General features: G+C 39.1%; 15 protein-coding genes and 1 pseudogene. 1 reads left to right on the forward strand and 15 read right to left on the reverse strand.

The features are described from left to right. Window positions 1-7 precede the first annotated feature (7 nt). Genes INR75_RS13055 through INR75_RS13065 form a run of 3 tightly spaced genes read right to left on the reverse strand, consistent with a single transcriptional unit; the run spans window position 8 to window position 3,006 of the window. The gene (locus tag INR75_RS13055; RefSeq protein ID WP_223091926.1) at window positions 8-2,413 is read right to left on the reverse strand and encodes a TraG family conjugative transposon ATPase; all 2,406 of its coding nucleotides are present in this window, start codon (window positions 2,411-2,413) and stop codon (window positions 8-10) included. Then, window positions 2,400-2,684, reverse strand: a complete 285-nt coding sequence (locus INR75_RS13060; RefSeq protein ID WP_223089116.1) for a hypothetical protein — start codon at window positions 2,682-2,684, stop codon at window positions 2,400-2,402. The genes INR75_RS13055 and INR75_RS13060 overlap by 14 nt, the downstream gene beginning before the upstream one ends. 34 nt (window positions 2,685-2,718) lie before the next feature. Then, window positions 2,719-3,006, reverse strand: coding sequence for a hypothetical protein (locus INR75_RS13065; RefSeq protein ID WP_041578720.1), 288 nt, complete (start codon window positions 3,004-3,006; stop codon window positions 2,719-2,721). A gap of 189 nt (window positions 3,007-3,195) precedes the next feature. Between INR75_RS13065 and INR75_RS13070 the strand changes: the two genes are divergently transcribed. After that, complete coding sequence (locus INR75_RS13070; RefSeq protein WP_223089117.1) at window positions 3,196-3,336, forward strand: hypothetical protein; 141 nt, start codon at window positions 3,196-3,198, stop codon at window positions 3,334-3,336. Window positions 3,337-3,419: 83 nt separating this feature from the next. Here the strand turns inward: INR75_RS13070 and INR75_RS13075 are convergent, their stop codons facing one another. The 12 genes and pseudogenes from INR75_RS13075 to INR75_RS13130 form a co-directional block, all read right to left on the reverse strand. Then, window positions 3,420-4,559 (reverse strand): mechanosensitive ion channel family protein, encoded by a 1,140-nt coding sequence (locus INR75_RS13075; RefSeq protein ID WP_223089118.1) that lies wholly within the window; start codon window positions 4,557-4,559, stop codon window positions 3,420-3,422. A 114-nt stretch (window positions 4,560-4,673) separates the two neighbouring features. Further along, on the reverse strand, window positions 4,674-5,462 hold the full coding sequence (locus tag INR75_RS13080; RefSeq protein WP_223089119.1) for an SDR family NAD(P)-dependent oxidoreductase: 789 nt from the start codon (window positions 5,460-5,462) through the stop codon (window positions 4,674-4,676). Window positions 5,463-5,609: 147 nt separating this feature from the next. Beyond that, window positions 5,610-6,398, reverse strand: a complete 789-nt coding sequence (locus INR75_RS13085; protein ID WP_223089120.1) for an SDR family NAD(P)-dependent oxidoreductase — start codon at window positions 6,396-6,398, stop codon at window positions 5,610-5,612. 204 nt (window positions 6,399-6,602) lie between these two features. Further along, complete coding sequence (locus INR75_RS13090) at window positions 6,603-7,019, reverse strand: Ohr family peroxiredoxin (RefSeq protein ID WP_223089121.1); 417 nt, start codon at window positions 7,017-7,019, stop codon at window positions 6,603-6,605. A 95-nt stretch (window positions 7,020-7,114) separates the two neighbouring features. Next, the gene (locus INR75_RS13095) at window positions 7,115-7,597 is read right to left on the reverse strand and encodes a MarR family winged helix-turn-helix transcriptional regulator (RefSeq protein ID WP_223089122.1); all 483 of its coding nucleotides are present in this window, start codon (window positions 7,595-7,597) and stop codon (window positions 7,115-7,117) included. After that, a pseudogene (locus INR75_RS13100) lies at window positions 7,597-8,085 on the reverse strand (glutathione peroxidase). Before INR75_RS13100 ends, INR75_RS13095 begins: the two are co-directional and overlap by 1 nt. A 16-nt stretch (window positions 8,086-8,101) precedes the next feature. Continuing rightward, entirely contained in the window at window positions 8,102-8,524 is a 423-nt protein-coding gene (locus INR75_RS13105) for a hypothetical protein (RefSeq protein ID WP_223089123.1), read from the reverse strand. A 1,003-nt stretch (window positions 8,525-9,527) separates the two neighbouring features. Then, window positions 9,528-10,433 (reverse strand): adenylate/guanylate cyclase domain-containing protein, encoded by a 906-nt coding sequence (locus tag INR75_RS13110; RefSeq protein ID WP_255584535.1) that lies wholly within the window; start codon window positions 10,431-10,433, stop codon window positions 9,528-9,530. 236 nt (window positions 10,434-10,669) lie between these two features. Continuing rightward, complete coding sequence (locus INR75_RS13115; RefSeq protein ID WP_255584536.1) at window positions 10,670-12,016, reverse strand: TolC family protein; 1,347 nt, start codon at window positions 12,014-12,016, stop codon at window positions 10,670-10,672. After that, window positions 11,982-15,107, reverse strand: coding sequence for an efflux RND transporter permease subunit (locus INR75_RS13120; RefSeq protein ID WP_223089125.1), 3,126 nt, complete (start codon window positions 15,105-15,107; stop codon window positions 11,982-11,984). Before INR75_RS13120 ends, INR75_RS13115 begins: the two co-directional genes overlap by 35 nt. Before the next feature lie 11 nt (window positions 15,108-15,118). Further along, window positions 15,119-16,174 carry an efflux RND transporter periplasmic adaptor subunit gene (locus tag INR75_RS13125; protein WP_223089126.1) on the reverse strand — a complete coding sequence of 352 codons (1,056 nt, stop codon included), beginning with the start codon at window positions 16,172-16,174 and terminating at the stop codon, window positions 15,119-15,121. 3 nt (window positions 16,175-16,177) lie between these two features. Further along, window positions 16,178-16,795 carry a TetR/AcrR family transcriptional regulator gene (locus INR75_RS13130; RefSeq protein WP_223089127.1) on the reverse strand — a complete coding sequence of 206 codons (618 nt, stop codon included), beginning with the start codon at window positions 16,793-16,795 and terminating at the stop codon, window positions 16,178-16,180. Window positions 16,796-16,829: the final 34 nt, after the last annotated feature.

Genomic DNA, 16,829 nt, shown 5'->3' on the forward strand with positions numbered 1-16,829 from the left:
TTTTAGGTTATACTTTTTCTTTAAGGAAGCCTTCAATGGCCTTTTCCATATCATTGGTTTGTTTATAAATGGCCATTATGGTCTGGTTCTCACTACCATCGGTCAGGTAGGCCGCATAGACTTCCGGGGGTACTTCCAGGCGGAAAACGTTGCTTTCTTTTCCTATTTTGATAAACATTTCGGTGTATTTTCGCGCTCCGGTAAGATTGTTACGAATGGAACGTAATTGGTTCAAATCGTGGGTAGAGAGATTCAATCGTTTCTGTAATTCCCCATAACCTTTCTCATTACGAAGACTGTAGATGACTTGTGTATTTTCCAGAATACTTGCTGAGGTGGAATTGTTGGGCAACTGGTTAATGGATTGCAAGATGATCCCGATAGCTCCATTTTGTTTTCTGATGGCCTGGTAGTAGAATTCAACGCTTTCCAATACATTGGCAAACTTCAATTGCTTGGCAAACTCATCAAAAAGAATAATCCCTTTTTCCGACCGGTTTTGCCAGATCGTACGCTCAATGGATGATTTGATCAGTTTCAGCATCACCGATAAGATTTCTTTGTTGTCGCGGACTTCATCCAGTTCAAAAACAATCAATCGTTTGTCCTCGATCTTATAGGTTTGATCGGCCCCCACGTTAAATAGAAAGCTGTAAAGGCCTCCTTCCACATATTCTGAAAGGATATGCAAGAAATCATAGGTACTGAAATGCGCTTCCCGGATTCCTAATCCCTGTACGAGTGTATCTTTGTTCTCATCTACAAAGTGATATAAAGAAGCTAACGAATGCTTATCCCGGATTTCCTGATAATACTGTAAGAGTACTTTTTTCATTGCTACTTCCTTGCCTTTGGATACTTTTTGACCTTCGGCCAGAAGTTCGAGAAGGAATACCGACAGATCTTCCAGCCTTTCGGGAGTTAAATCGGCATCATTGGAAATATAAAATGGGTTAATCCCTAAGTTTTTTCCCTGCTCGTAGCGTAGAATGATATTATCGTTAGGATAAAGCTTGGCGAATTTGGAATAGGAACCGCCCAGGTCGATGATGACTAGTCGTACTCCGCTCTCAAAATATTGACGAAGGATGTTATTGGCTAAAAAGGATTTCCCTTCACCCGTGGGAGCGAAGATGGCGAAGTTCCTGGCCTTAATGCGTTTCTTCTTTTCATCCCATACGTCTTTTAGGACCGGGATATTATGTTGCCGATCATTAAAGATAATGCCTGTATGATCGGAGCGGTAATTGGTATTGTTGATATAAAGGCACAGGGCGTGTTTAAGATCGGTTACATAAAGATCTTCATTAGAAAAGTTGGAGGCAAAACAAGGATAGGAATTTAAAAAATAATGCTTGCGCTCTTCTCCCTTGGGATAATAAGGCAGCATATCCAGTTCCTTGAATTCGGTTTTGATTTTCGAAGCTATGCTCCCCAGTTGTGTTACCTCCTGAGACCAAAAAATGATGTTGAGATGGCCACGGATAATCCGTGAACTTTCATCTTCATTGATACGACTTACGATCTCACGGATTTTCTTTAATACCACTTTGTTCTGGGTGCCAAAGTTGGAACTCTTGGAAAGTTCCTCGATTTTCTTTTCCAGTACTTTGCGCCATTTATGTTTATCATCTAAATAAAGGATATGATTGATGATATGGTCTTCGTCCAGATCCAATCCCAGTCCATCGATAAAACCCTGATGAAATGTAAAATCATCAGAAGTGAATTTTTCATTGATCTTACTGCTTTGCAGGCTTTCCCCAAAGCACTGTTCACTATTGATCGCGAGCACATCAAAATGGTAATCGCCAATCCTAATTCCTTTTTGATCCAGCCTGATGTCTGTATCCACATTTTGATAGAATCCATTAAAATAAGCGTGGGTAAATTCCAAAATAGTCTCTTGACCTAATGGGGAAATGGTTATTTTTCTACTGTTATTGATAAAGGAAACGGCATCCTTTACCGATCCAATAAATTCCCTGACCTGATGATCAAACTTTTTATGAATGCCTTTTTCGGTCTTCCGAAACGGGTTGACATATTTGGAAGCTTTTAGATGCTTGTCCAGGGGAAGTACAAAAAACAAGTAACTTTGGTGCTGTAAATATTCCCGATTTTTAAAATAATGATAGGTGGCTTGTTGCAGAAAGGTATTATTCGGTAGTGCTTCAGCCGTATAATGGGATTTGCGGTAAATATCCTGTTTCTGGATAACAGTTCCAGATGGAAGCGATTTAAAGGCCTGGAACCAACTAGCGTGCAGGTCTTCAAAATCCTTTTCCGAGAGGGAATAAATTTCGGGTAGCGATACCCGATATCCTAGCACCACATTGCCATTGGATGCAAAAAGTACATTATTCTGAATATCCAGGATGGGATGGTAAGCTGAAAGGTTAATCTTTTTCATCATAGCATAGGCTTAATTTTTTGTTGCTGATATGTTGTGGAAATACTTTTTGGAAATGGAATAGTCCCGGATTTTGAACAAGTTTGTTCAGCAAAATATACAAGGCGATATTCCATAGCAGTATTGTTGCGATCATCCCAAGACTAAAAGAAAAAATGATAAGCAGGAGGGAGGCGATCACCGAGATCATTTGCAGGGCAAAAAAGGAGAGGGGAAGTCCTAAAATCATCGCCCGTTTTCGAATGTTTTTATAAGGAATAAACTTTTTCATGATTAAAATTTATTTTTAAATGCCCCTTAGGGGCTTACACCACTATTCCGATGAGATAAGTAAAGATGCCCACCACGGCACCGGCGATGAGTACAAACACGAGCACACGGGTAATCCCTTTTTTCAGATCGGCATTTTCCCCAAAGAAATGACCGGCGTTGAATAGGAAACCCACCAAAAAGATAACCCCAAGGATAATAGGGAATATGGATCGGATGGTGTTGGAAATATCATTAACGGAATCTTCGATACCGCCAATTTGGGCAAATAGGGAAGTGGATAATAGCGAAAGCAAACTCGCCAGGTAGATAGATTTTTTCATAACGGAACGTTTTAAATTTTTGATTCGTTTTCGTTATGAGAAAAGTAATGATTTAGTATTTTAAATTACTGAGAATCAATTTATTGTGAATAAAATATTATTTGTGTGGTATTGATTTCCAATGGTATAATTTGTCATCAAATTTTATGAAATTTGGAAGGGATGATTTTAATAACTCGAAAAGTGGAAATGAAAAGAGTACCTGAAAATGTCAGATTTGTGGTTTTGGTTATGGCAATATGTGTCATTTTTGGGCAGGAAACAGAAACTCAAAAACGAATCCTGATCGATATGGAATACGGCGGGAAAGATTCGGTCCATTGGAATTAATGATATTTAAATAAGATATTGTATTGAATATTATCTTGGAACCTCTATGGCTCAATGAAAAGTCAGATAAGAAATGGGATCAACTATTTTGGGGTTTTACTACTATTGAGCTGTGCCGCTACTTTCTTTGATAGTGCTTCCATTTGCTCTTCCTTAAAAACAAGTGTTCTGTAAGGAAATGGGATCTCGACCCCTTCTATGTCAAATCTTTTTTTAATGCTTTCGTACAGGTCGCATTTCATAGAGAATGCTTCCTCAAAATTACGAGCCCAGGCCCAGCAACGTATCCTGACCGAAGATTCTTCTAGGCTAATGACCCTTGTGACTACTTTTGGTTTTTCATTATGGATGTCTAACTCGCTACGGTTATCTAAAATTAGGGGATGCGATTCACATTCCTCTCGCATAATATGTTTTGCTAGGTCGATATCGCTTCCATACGAGATGTCCATCTCGATCCATTGGCAACAAAAACGTTCCCCAAGATCGTAATTGATAAGCTTTTCCTTATTGATAATAGCATTGGGGATAACGATCATCTTGTTCTCATAATTGCGAATGATAGTATGTCGCAATGTAATATCCATTACGCTACCTACCATGGTATCGGTCACCTTGATGATATCACCTATTTTAAAAGGCTTGAAGGTTACGATGAACAGGCCGCCAACCAGATTGGACAGCGCTTCCTGAGAGGCAACCCCTAAGACTACTGCAAAAACACCCGCGCCCCCAAGGGCCGTAGCGGCTATGCCCCTCATAGACGGGAAGGCCGAAAGACCCAAAATGACACCTACAAAATAGACCCCAACAACAACCAGGTATTTTAGGAACTTATAACTTGTAAAGTCAATTTCTGCATTCTTACGTTGTCGTATGCTTCGGCTAAACCATTCGTTGGCGGTACTTGCCGCAACAATGGTTGCAACGGCCACAACCCCCAAGTATAATATGAGTTTGAAGTTTTTGGTCGCTTCCTGGTAAGCGTCATTATCAATAAAAATATAGCTGAGTGCAATCAATCCAAGAACAATCCATAACGCCCGCAAAATACGACGGATAAGCAGTACGGAACGGTCTTTAACATTATACAGCCGTTTAATGATCCGACGCTGTACAAAACGGGTGAAAATATTGGTGAGAAACCATAAAAGGATTACGGTAGCCAATACGATGGATGCCCAAATAATGTCATTGTGATACGTAGACCAGAATTTTTCCATTCTTGATTTTTAATCCTTTTAAAATTTATAAGTTTTTGAAAAGGTCATAGTCGTATTTCCAACTATCAAACTCGAATATCAGAAAAATCTCTGAAACATTCTCTATGAGATTTATTAATTTTCGGCCTCCATAAATTTACGGGCTATATCTGGCTGACCGGTGCGTGCCATAAGACCCCCATCGGCAACTATAGTAGTGCCATTTACATAAGAGGAGTCATCCGAGGCTAAAAATAGTAATACTTTGGCTATTTCTTCCGGTTTGCCGATACGGCCCGAAGGAATTACTTTTTGATAGGCTTTAAGAATATCTTCATCCTCTATGGCGATATTGAGAAGGGGAGTTGCTACTGGACCGGGGCATACCGCATTTACGCGAATATTATCCTCGCCATGATCGTTTGCCAGTGTCCGGGTCAGATTAATGACTGCTCCTTTGCTGGCGTTATAGGATGCCATGGCATAGTCTGCCCCCATTCCGCTTATGGAAGCTGTATTTATAATAGCTCCGCCACCATTTTTCTTCATTTCGGGAATGGCATACTTACATCCATAAAAAACACCATCGACATCGATGCTGAATACCTTATGCCATTCTTCGGATGTTATGTCCGGTACTAGGCCAAATCCTCCTATTCCTGCGTTGTTGTGGAGTATATCCAGTTTACCGAAATGGGCCACGGTCTTTTGGACCATACCTTCCACTTCTTTAGGGTCTGAAACATCCACTTTTAACACGAATACCTTATCGCCATACTCTTCCGCTATGCTATCCAAGGCGTCTTGGTCAATGTCGGCGACGGTTACCTTGCAACCTTCTTCAATAAATAATTTAACGGTAGCTTCACCAATTCCAGAAGCCCCTCCCGTAACAATGGCTACTTTATTCTCTAACTTTTTCATTTTTAAAATTTTTAATTAATGCTATCTCCTTTGCCAAATCCTGCTTTTTGTTCCCGAAGCCTTTGCTACCTATAACTGGCAAGCAAAATGTAGATCGGGTAAATCTTATCCTAAACCCAGGATTATGGTATTTTGAAATTTATCATGTTAGGCTACTTTGGTAGAACCATATACGATAGCGTTATTGGGCGGTGTACCCCCATCCACAATAAGTTCTATTCCTGTTATGTACGAGGCGTCATCACTGGCCAAAAATAAGACGGCGTTAGCCACTTCTATAGGATTTCCTAATCGAGCCATAGGTATATTTTTAGAAAGAGCTTCTTTAATTTCATCATTAAAATTATCCAACAAGGGCGTTTCAATTATTCCTGGATGTACAGAGTTAACACGGATATTACTTTTCCCCATTTCCACTGCTACTGCTTTGGTGATCATTCGTGAACCACCCTTTGATCCTGCATAGCCAACATTTGATCCACCAGCCGTTCCAACTATTCCTGCGATGGAGGATATATTTACAATAGATCCACCACCATTCTCTTTCATATAAGAAGCTAAAACCTGCATTCCTATAATCTGACTGGTTAAATTAATATCTATTACCTTGCGGTAGTTGTCGATATCAACATCCTCTAAAAATCCTTCTTTTCCTGGAATTCCGGCATTATTCACCAAGATGTCCACTTTACCATATTGTTTTATTGTTGTATCCACAACGGTTTTCCAATCTTCTTCCGATGAAACATCGTGGACCAAGCACATTACATCATAACCATCGCTTTCCAATTCATCAAAAAAGGATTTTAGTTTTTCTTTTTGAACATCTGTTCCTACTACTTTAGCACCTGCTTTGGCAAACAATTTTGCTTCGGCCGCGCCCATACCGCTTGCCGCACCTGTTATAATTGCGACTTTGTTTTCTAATTTTTTCATTGTTAAAAATTTTTAATGCGTTACAATTTTCTCCTTCCAAAAGAGGGGAAAGAATGGGAGAATTATAATGGCTTTGAACATTTTCTTTCCCATACTAAATAGAGTTGTAAAGTTCGCCTTTCCATTTGTTCCTGCTTCATTTATCAAAAAGCCTTCATTAAATCTGAATATGACTCCCTTCAATGCCCTGTTTTTTCAATGGATCTACCTAAGCTCTTCTACCTTAAGGTCAACTTTTACGTTGTTTTTGATGGCGTTGGAATAGGGGCACATCTGATGGGCTTGATCGATAATCTCTTTGGCTTTTTCCATATCCAGCCCTTTAAAAGCGACACTTATGGTAATCTCGAACCCATATTGCTGTTTTTGTATTTCTCCAAGTGTAACCTCTACCGTGGTTTCATGAGAAACATCTTTGATTTTATTGATCCGTAAGGTGCCAATTATGGCATTGTCAAAGCAAGCGGAATACCCTCCCGCAAACATAATCTCTGGATTAAGATAGTTGCCAGGAGTTCCAGGTCCCCTTACGTCAACTTCCAGTTCACCGTTGATGGATTTTACGTGTCCTTCTCTTCCTCCAGCAGCCGTGGCACTGGTCGTGTACATTTTTTTGATCATTTTTAAAATTTTTATTAATTAGTAAGTTTTTCGGGGCAAGCCCCGGGGCATTCAAAGAAAAAAAACCTTAGATTTTGAGGCAAGCCTCAGAACATTTAATATCGATTATCGATTACATTATCGCTGTTTCTTTTATTATCCAGTACAACAAGTAACTTGAACAAGGTTTTTTTAAAAATGCTTATTTCTTCTTCAGTGATTGTTTTATCGTCAAAAGATTCAACTATCTTTCTGGGTGTCTCCCTTGCGTTTTGTTTCAGGTTATTTCCTGCTGGGGTCAGCGAGATCATAACCGTACGATCGTCTGTCTTGGACCGTGCCCGTATGATCAGGTTTTTTTGTTCCAATCGTTTTAGCAACGGGGTTAGGGTGTTTGATTCCAGATACAAGCGTTCCCCAATTGTCTTCACACTTTGTTTACCATATTGCCATAAGGTAAGCATTACTAGGTATTGCGGATAGGTGATTCCCAACACATCCAAAAAAGGAGCGTATATCTTTGTGGTCAGCCGGGATGCCGCATAAAGTGGAAAGCAAATTTGATTATCCAAATAGAGTTCTGGCATATTTTCTTTCATTATTCTAAAATTTTTTTGATTTCTTTTTCCATTCTTTCTGGTTTGGTTGTGGGGGCAAATCTTTTTATGGGAGTTCCGTTTTTATCAATAAGGAATTTGGTGAAATTCCATTCTATTTTACTACTTCTGGTGCCCAATAAACCTCCTTTAAGACTTAATCTTAGAAATTTAAAGAGTGGATGAGCATCTTTGCCGTTCACCTTTATTTTTTCGAACATAGGAAAACTCACACCATAGTTCACTTGGCAAAATTTTTGGATTTCATCAGAGGATACCTTTTCCTGATTCCCAAATTGATTACACGGGAAACCCAAGATAATCAACCCCTTGTCCTTATATTTTTGGTACAAGTTTTCCAGCCCTTCGTATTGAGGTGTAAGTTCGCACTTACTTGCAGTATTGACCACAATAATTGTTTATCCTTTGTATTGGTTCAAGCTAAGCGTTTCGCCATTCAATTGAACGGCTTCAAAGTCATAAAATGATATTGTCGTATCCATAACTTTAATTCTTTAATCGGTTCATTAGATATTTTAGAGCTCCCGTTGACCATAATGCCCACAGGATTAATACTGGTTGAAAGAACAGGCGAATCAATCTTTTTTGGTCGGTATCCAGACCAAAAGCGCTTATCTCATTGGTATATTGAGAAATATTTCCTGGAAAGATCAGTACATAAAAAATGGCCAATGCGAAGCCCACCTTTACTTTAAATCGCCATAGGAATATCATAGACAAGCCAAGTAAAATTTCAACAATGCCTGAAGAGATCACGACTATATCCATAAATGCAGGGTTATCCGGTAGCCATCTGGGTACTTGAGCTTGAAATTCTTCTCTTTGAAAGGTGAGGTGTCCAAAACCTGCAAAAGTCATTGAAATTCCTAAAATAATCCTAGCTGTTTTCTGAAATACGTTTGTTTTCATTTTTAAATCTTTATCGATTAAATCGTTCGCGATTCAAATATACAAAAAAAACTGAACCGATTTTCAGTTTTACTCCATAATCAGGATTTAAATGTTCCAGAGACTTGTCCATCCATGATTTATCCATGTTTGCTGAAAATCAATAATCCCATTATCTACCAAAGTTTGAAACTTTGAAGAATGCACAATTGATACATTCGATACGAACTTTTCTGATTCCCAAAAAATTGATGTTTTATGATTTATAATGGGTTGTTGAAGTGGGTTTATAATCACAATAGTTCCCTTTTGGGAAGCTACCGCTAAACGAATTATCGTAGGTGAACTTATCTAAACAGGGCAAACTTATTGGTTTTGATTACATACCCCATACGGGATCATACTTTTTGAATCTTTATAATTGAGAAGCGCCTCTGCCGGTCCCAGGTACCAATCTAGCATAAAGTGTTGGTTAGATAGGTTTTTCTTAAAAGGATTGAAGTATATAAGGGATCTAAAGGTGCCCTTTGCTTCAAAATTGGTTGCTTTTCTCAGTATTAGGGTAAAATACTGTTTATCTGGTATTTGGCATCGGCATTGTTCCCGTTTACTTCTATATTGATGGGCATTCCGGTCACAAAGTAATTATCCTTATGAATGGAAAAATAGGGGGGGTGAACAGAATCCCTTAGTTTTTCCCGGGTTATGGTTTGTGCCACAGCTATAGAGAGGGCGAATAGGGCAAAGCCTAACAGGAAGGCCAATCTGTTTTTTTTATAAGCAAACTATTAGCAACGTGTTATATTGTGAAGGATTGAAGGTAAATAATTGGCAACACTTTAATCCCTCATTGAGGGTTTAATTCCCCGTCCCGATGATTATCGGGATGCCTCGAAATCTGTTAATCTGTTTCCGTTGAATACCTCGTGGGCTTGCCCCGAGGTAGTTGATTGGTATGGTTCATGCCTGAATGGATTTCTTTCTTTTGTTTTCTGAAATTTTAAATAAAAAGGTGGCTTCCTCATTATCGCTCCTCAACAGCAAATACTTCTACAACATGTTCCTTTCCTTCCAGCATTTGTGGTCCCAAGGGAGTAACTTTAAAATTCTGGGCAATTTCCTTGTTTTGGTTTACTTGCCCGGAGATGAGTATTTTTTTATTGAAAATCTTGCAGAGCCCCTGTATTCTGGAACAAACATTCATGGTGTCACCGTGAAAGGCAATTTCCCTTTTTAGGTCCCCAATTTCAATGGCCGTAACTTTCCCCTCGTGCACACCGGCACGAAAAAACGGTGCCGTTGCATAGATAGAGGTATAATGCTCTTCCCTTTTTTCAAGTCTTTTATGCACGGCAAACAGAAATCTAATAGCATCCAATGTATCGAAATGTTCCAATTTCCATGTCAAGACGATCTCATCACCAACGTACTGATAGATATGTGCCTTGAACTTTTTGGCTATCTGGTTGACATCCATGATGCTTTCCTGGATAAAACTACTATACTTGAGATGCCCAAGTTCTTCGGCCAAATGGGTAGAACCTTTGAGATCCAGAAATATAAAAACCCTGTTTTCTTCCCGGGGGAACCGGTATTTGCCAAGAATCAAAGGCATGGTAAACCCGGGACTGTTTTTACTGACCATTTCATTTATAAAGCTCACAATAAAAATCATAAACAAGGTATAGGTGAGGATAATGATATCAAAATTCCTTGTATTTGAAGGTGTGGCCGGATATCCGCTTATAAATAAGTAACTATAGCTATTCAATACATTTTTAATGATAATCACAATAAGCCATAGGGCAACAAAATAAAAAGTGGTCCTGACCAAACTATCAAAGGCCAGGGACCTACTTTTAAACGGTAATATTTTAAGTATTCCTTCCACTAAAGAAAGTACTGAACCTGTTAAAAAGCCAAAGGCCATAAAAAAAAGGAAAAGGTTGGAAAATTTAATATTCCAATTGATGCCCAATGGCATGTTTACCATTTGTGCCGTATAATAAAGGATAACCAACAGTACGGAATAGGCTATTAACCAAAAGACTACCTGCCTGAAAAACAACCTCAAAATTGAATATCGGTAAATAAGGCTTAAGATGGACATTTTATTAATATTATCATGATATGAAAACTGGCATAACCATTAATCCCTTACTAACTTTATAAATTATCCGTTACAAACAAATACTTTGATTCTGCAATCTTATAATTGGCATAGGCATTGGCGTATTCGGTTTCTGCCGATTCTTCTTGTTGTTGCGCGTCTAACAGATCCGTAAGGTTGTTCAGTCCGCTGTTGTAATTATCCCGTTGTACCTTTAGGTTCTCATTGGCATACTCCAGATTGTCCTTTGCATAATTAATTTGCTTATAGGCGTCCATCAGGTCGTACCAGGACTTCATAATGCCTATTTTAAGCTCGTCTTTGCGATCTTCAAAATTATTCTGCACAATTTTTTCCTGCAGTGCTTTTTGCTTCACTTTATGGCGACCGGCTCCCCACCAATCGGAGATGGGAATGCTAACCATCCCAAAGGCCACCGGCATAAACTGACTGTCAATCGCATCGTTGAACGTCCCGAAATAACCTGCGTTTACCCCCACAGAAACCTGTGGTAATAAGTCGGCTTTTGTAATCTTCGTTTGCAATTGGGATGCGGTTATCGATTTTTCAAGCAGCTTGTAATTATTATTGTTTTGAAAATCGAGATCGGGCTTAGGATATTTAAGTCGGGGTGGGGTGACTTGCTTTAACGTATCGGCAACGACGGTGGTTGTATCGTAAATTTTCCCTACATAAAGCCCTAAATCAAGTAATGCCAGTTTACGCTGATTGCCGAGTTTGCTTTGTTGTAAAAGTACTCTACTGCGGTTGGTCCTTACCCGAAGTAATTGATTTTTAGCGATAAGTCCAGCTGAAAGCAAATCCTGTTGTTGCTTCAGTAATTCGTCCAGGTACATTTTACTGGCGCGTATGGCTTTAAGTTGTTCTTGTACCTGTACCAGTTGCCAGTATTTTTGTTCGGTATTTAGAATTACCGAATCTGTTGCCTGCTCGGCTTGTATGGTTCGGGTTTCTGCCTGAAGACTTGCCAAAGCGCTATAGTTTCTTATTTTTCCACCGGCATAAACAACTTCGGTTGCTGTTGCCCCGGCCTGATAAAAATTATCGATTCCATCGGGCAACATTTCAGGTATAGGCGGGACAAAGTCCTTAAACCCATATAGACCAATTCCTGTAGCACTCACTTGGGGAAAATAATTGGCAATAGCTTCTTGTTTGGCGGCTTCGGCCTGTTCTATTCTTATTTTTCCGTTTTTAATATCGTGGCTGTACGATAATGCGGCTTCCTTAACTTCTTCTAAATTCAGTTTTTGTTGCGCAAATAAACTTCCGCAAGACAAAAAACTTAGCATACACCAAATGACAAGGGGTGTACTGTTTTTTATGAATATCGTTTTCATACTATTTCTAGGCGTTTGCATTATTTTCTTTTGTTTTGTCATTTTCCTCTTCGTCTTTTTCGTTCCTAAAGAACAACCAGTATAATACCGGTAAAACATATAGGGTAAGTATCATAGACATCATTAAACCAAAGGCGATAACTGTTCCTAATGGTCCCCATAAACTTGACCTACTAATAATCATTGGGGTCACTCCGACAGCGGCGGCAGAGGAGGTAAGGAAAATAGGACGCATTCTTCGTTTGGCGGCGTGTGCGGCAGCTTGGTAAACTGAATGGTCGTGATGGACTCTTAATTCATTGGCAAAATCGATTAAAATAATACCGTTTCTTACCACGATCCCACAAAGTGCCAATAATCCTAAGAAGGAAGTAAATCCAAAAGGATATTGCATTAACATTAGCCCTAAGGCTGCACCAAATATACTAAGTGGCATTGTGATGAAACTTAATAGGGCTTGTTTAAATTCCCTAAAATGCCAAAGCAGGATGAGGAAAATAATAAGTACACTTATGGATAATGAGATTCCCATAGGCACCAGGTTTTCCTGACTCATTTCGTGTTCACCTCCATAGCCTACAGTGATACTGTCGGGAAGCTCCATTTCTTCGATTTTGGGACGAAGCTTGCCTAATACCACATTGGCTACGGCTCCTTTTTCAATATCTACACGTACGGTTAAGCATCTCATTCCGTTACGTCTTACAATTTGTTCTGGTTCCCAACCCGGGGTTATTTTGGCTACCTGACGTAGCGGTACTGTTTTACCTGTGTTAGGTGAAATAATGGATAATTCCCTTAGGCTGGAAACCGATTGATCTTTATGATCTTCAGCCTTTATTCTTACGTTAATAGCGTAATCCCCATCCCAAACCTGTGTGGCATTTAAGCCTTCCATATTCATTGCTATAGTGTTGGCAATATCTTCGCTGGTTAAACCTAGATGTGAGGCTTCGGCTTCATCAATATCAATGGTAAGGGTTTGCTGCATTTCGCCATAATTGGTTCTGGACCAAATGGTTTCTGGGGTTTCTCTTGCCAGGTCAATGATTTTATCTCCGTAGCTTTTCAAGGTGTCGATATTATCACCAAAAAGGCGCACTTCTACCTGCGCAGGTTTGGCAACCATATTCAGCTGTTTCATCCTTACATGCGCATTGGTAAACATTGCAGAATATTTTTTATCATATTCTTTTAATACCTCTTCCGTAGCATCGTCTGAGGTAGTGGTCACTAAAATTTGGGCGTAGTTTTTAGCAGGAAGGTTAGGCGCGTAAACCATATGGAAACGTGGAGAACTTTCGCCTATAAAACTGGTATAGTCGTGAATACGCTCGTCTTTTTCTAAAACCTTCTCAAACTCTTTTACTACTTTTTCGGTTTCCTCGAGACTGCTGTTTTTAGAAAGATAAACTTCTACTGCAAATTGGTTCCTTTCAATTACCGGAAACAATTCCTGCGATAGGTTAGAGAAAAAGAATACTCCCAAAACTATGGAAAGTACACCAATACCTACTGTAATTCTATAATGCTTCATTGCGCTTTCAACACTCTTATTGAAGAAGTGTTGTAACTTTTCTAGCATCGATTTTTTCTTCTCTTTGTCTTCTTCCTTTTTGTTATGGTGCAATCCTTTTTTAATGAATATGGTATTGAAGAAGGGCACTAATAATACAGAAATAGCGAGTGAAAGGAATAATGCCAGCATTATGGTATAGGGGAAGGTACTTAAAAAGTCTTTCGCGGTTCCCGTCATAAAGAATACTAAAGGCAGGAAAGTGGCCGATATAGCAAGGGTTGCTGTAAATACCGATGGAAAAAGTTCTTTGGCACTATTTAAGGCCGCTTTCCAAACGGATTGCCCTTCATCTAGTTTTTCTACGTGGTTGTCTATCACCACAATGGGATCATCTACGACAATTCCCAGCACGATAATTAGGGCGGCTAAGGTTACAGTATTCAGCTCCATTCCCAGCATAAACATTAAAGCAAGGGTGGCCAGAATGGTAATAGGAATGGTTGCTGCGGCAACTGAAGCTACACGAAAAGGTAAAAGCAGTAGCGTTACAATAATTACCCCTGCCAGGGCAAAGCCGAATTCTTTAAGGAAGTGGCTTATGGAATGATGAACTACTTCGGGCTGATTGGCAATTTTTCTTACCTGAATATCTTGCGGAAGTTGTTCTTTAAAGGTGTCGAGTTTTTCATCAATTCGATCTCCAAATTGTACAATATTGTTACCGGAAGCCATCTCTAGCGTGATGATCATCGCTTTGGTTCCGTTGGCGGTAATAAAGGAGTCTGGATCTTCGTATTCCTTTTTTACTTCTGCAATATCTTTTATACGGATCACACGACCGTCTCGATCGGTGCTTACAATGTGGTTTGAAATATCGGTCACATTCTTAAGGAATACTCTCAAATTTATAGGACGGTCAAAACTAGGCGACTCTAAAGTTCCGTTAGGCCTTATGGTTCCCTGTGATTGCAAGCTTTGCATTAAAGTGCCCGGACTAATGCCGTATTGTGCCAGTTTATTTTGATCGACGTAAACCGCAATTTGCTCGGTAAGGCCACCAGAGTGACTAATCTTTGCCATTCCTTCTACCTGACGCAGTTGATCTTCTATTTCATCTACGTGTTTTTGCAGGTCTTTATAAGGTCTGTTTTTAGATTCTACGGTGAGAATCATTGCGGCAGTACTTCCAAAATCACTGTTTACTATAATTCCCTTAACACCCGGAGGAACATTACGTTGCTGAAAGATTAATAGATCATTCTTAAGCTTGTTCCAAAATTGTTCAGTTTCATTGTGCCCTATACGGTCGGCTACTTCTACATAAATGTACATTTCGCCTTCTCGCGAATAGGAGTAGGTTTTTTCTTTGTCTACTTCATTATAGCTGAAGAGAAACTTTTCAACTTTAGCGGTAAGCTGCTCCTCTACTTCTTGTGAATTGGCACCGGGATAAAACCCCATTACCAATCCTTGCCGAATCGTAAATTCAGGAAATTCGTTACGGGGCATATTGAAAAGCCCTAACAAGCCAATCAGCACAAAAATAAAAGCTAATGCCAGTGGAAAAGCCTTGTTTTTCATTGCCCATTCTATCATAGAACCTTGTTTTTTCATAAAATAAGCACTTATTGTTTGTTTTTAATAGTAACCGGAGTGTCCTGCGTAAGCTTATGATAGCCTGATGTGATAAGCTGATCTCCTTTCTGTAAACCTTCAGTGATGGCGATGCCATTGTTGTATAGTTTTCCGGTTTTTACAATGCGTCGTTCTGCCTTATTTTCATTGACTACATAGACAAAATTTTCATTCTTTTCGGTTACCGATACGGTTTCTACAGGAACAATGAAAGTGTTAGAGGCTTCTTCTGAAGATTTTTCCTTTTCGGGAAGTATAACCGTACAGGCCATGCCGGGCTTTAATTTTTTGTTTTGATTAGTAATGGTAATTTTTGCGGTATAGCTCGGAGTATTGCTATCTGATTGTACGGATATTTCTGTAATTTCACCTTCATATACAGTATCTAAGACCTCTATTTTCACAATTGCTTTATCTCCGGTTTGATATTGATTAACCTGATCGTCTGGAATAGGAATAATGGCTTTAAGCTTATCGATATCAAAAAAATCGACGATGGGTTGCCCGGGTGATGCCAGATCTCCGGTTTCCATCATTTTTTCACCAATATAACCGGTAAAAGGAGCGGTGATGCGGGTAAACTTTACGTTTTGGTAGCTGGCTTGTGCGGCTGCTTCTGCCTGTTTGTAATTGGAGCGTGCTTCTACCATTTTTACTTCAGCAATACTACCTTTGTTATAAACTTCTGCTACACGATTGTAATTGTCTTTTGCCATTTCAGCCTGCGCTCTTCTTGCTTCATACTGTTTTTGATAGGCTGTGCCATCTATTTTGGCAATTAGGCTTCCTTTTTGCACAAAATCGCCCATACTTACCGGGAACTGCTCAATGATTCCGGAAACCTGAAAACTTAGTTTTACACTTTTATCGGCAGCAATTCTACCAGTGGCAGAAAAATGGGCTTCACTACCTTCAGAAGAAGTGTTGCCTACCATTACGGTTTTAACCTCGATGGGTTGAATTTCCCGATCTTTTTCTTCTTTTTTACAACTTTGAAATGTTAGTATTGCCAAACAAAACAAAACAATGAAATGAAATTTGCGCATATGTTATAATTTAATTTGTGAGGATTTTAGTTTTTGGTCGTATTTTAAACCTTTAATAAGAATATTTACAAGCCACTCGAGCCTTACGGACATATTTTCAATGGAACCATAAAGCAACATTTCTTTTTCTAAACTGCTATAGGCGGTTACCATAGTCATCGCTAAAAATTGCATATTCTCTTGATTGATAGGAGCGATTTCCTTTTTTTCGATTGCCCAAGTGAGTGTTTCTTGGAAAATCCGGTTCTCTATATGTCTTAACTTCATAAATAGTGAATGGGCAAGGTTGAAGTTTTGCTTGATATCTTCCAATAAAAAAGTATATTCTTGGGTTTTGTTAATGAGACTCTTGAGCTTAATCTCATTATAGAGCCGCAGGTTTTCTTCAATAGTGTTAGATTTTTCAATTTTCGCTTTAGCGGGTTCTATTATAGAAAGGTATTCCATTTCGGCCACCTGCTCAAAAACCTCGTGTTTGTTTTTAAAGTAATAGTAAAGGGTACTTCTCCCTTTTTTTGCGGCTTTAGCAATATCATCCATTGTGACTTTATCAAACCCCAATTTTTTAAATACTGCTACGGAGGAATTAATAATGTGTTCTTTAACTAAATCGTCTTTCATTCGACAAATATAATTAAAATGTTTAATTATAGAC

Source organism: Zunongwangia sp. SCSIO 43204, assembly GCF_019904275.1.
Classification (GTDB): domain Bacteria; phylum Bacteroidota; class Bacteroidia; order Flavobacteriales; family Flavobacteriaceae; genus Zunongwangia; species Zunongwangia mangrovi.

Excerpts from the sequence above, each read along its gene's own strand:
- INR75_RS13130 (WP_223089127.1), bottom strand. The coding sequence starts at position 16,795 with ATGAAAGACGATTTAGTTAAAGAACACATTATTAATTCCTCCGTAGCA.
- INR75_RS13095 (WP_223089122.1), bottom strand. The coding sequence starts at position 7,597 with ATGAAAGAAAATATGCCAGAACTCTATTTGGATAATCAAATTTGCTTT.
- INR75_RS13090 (WP_223089121.1), bottom strand. The coding sequence starts at position 7,019 with ATGATCAAAAAAATGTACACGACCAGTGCCACGGCTGCTGGAGGAAGA.
- INR75_RS13065 (WP_041578720.1), bottom strand. The coding sequence starts at position 3,006 with ATGAAAAAATCTATCTACCTGGCGAGTTTGCTTTCGCTATTATCCACT.
- INR75_RS13120 (WP_223089125.1), bottom strand. The coding sequence starts at position 15,107 with ATGAAAAAACAAGGTTCTATGATAGAATGGGCAATGAAAAACAAGGCT.
- INR75_RS13075 (WP_223089118.1), bottom strand. The coding sequence starts at position 4,559 with ATGGAAAAATTCTGGTCTACGTATCACAATGACATTATTTGGGCATCC.
- INR75_RS13110 (WP_255584535.1), bottom strand. The coding sequence starts at position 10,433 with ATGGCCTTTGGCTTTTTAACAGGTTCAGTACTTTCTTTAGTGGAAGGA.
- INR75_RS13125 (WP_223089126.1), bottom strand. The coding sequence starts at position 16,174 with ATGCGCAAATTTCATTTCATTGTTTTGTTTTGTTTGGCAATACTAACA.
- INR75_RS13080 (WP_223089119.1), bottom strand. The coding sequence starts at position 5,462 with ATGAAAAAGTTAGAGAATAAAGTAGCCATTGTTACGGGAGGGGCTTCT.
- INR75_RS13055 (WP_223091926.1), bottom strand. The coding sequence starts at position 2,413 with ATGAAAAAGATTAACCTTTCAGCTTACCATCCCATCCTGGATATTCAG.
- INR75_RS13105 (WP_223089123.1), bottom strand. The coding sequence starts at position 8,524 with ATGAAAACAAACGTATTTCAGAAAACAGCTAGGATTATTTTAGGAATT.
- INR75_RS13115 (WP_255584536.1), bottom strand. The coding sequence starts at position 12,016 with ATGACAAAACAAAAGAAAATAATGCAAACGCCTAGAAATAGTATGAAA.
- INR75_RS13085 (WP_223089120.1), bottom strand. The coding sequence starts at position 6,398 with ATGAAAAAATTAGAAAACAAAGTCGCAATTATAACAGGTGCGGCAAGC.
- INR75_RS13070 (WP_223089117.1), top strand. The coding sequence starts at position 3,196 with ATGAAAAGAGTACCTGAAAATGTCAGATTTGTGGTTTTGGTTATGGCA.
- INR75_RS13060 (WP_223089116.1), bottom strand. The coding sequence starts at position 2,684 with ATGAAAAAGTTTATTCCTTATAAAAACATTCGAAAACGGGCGATGATT.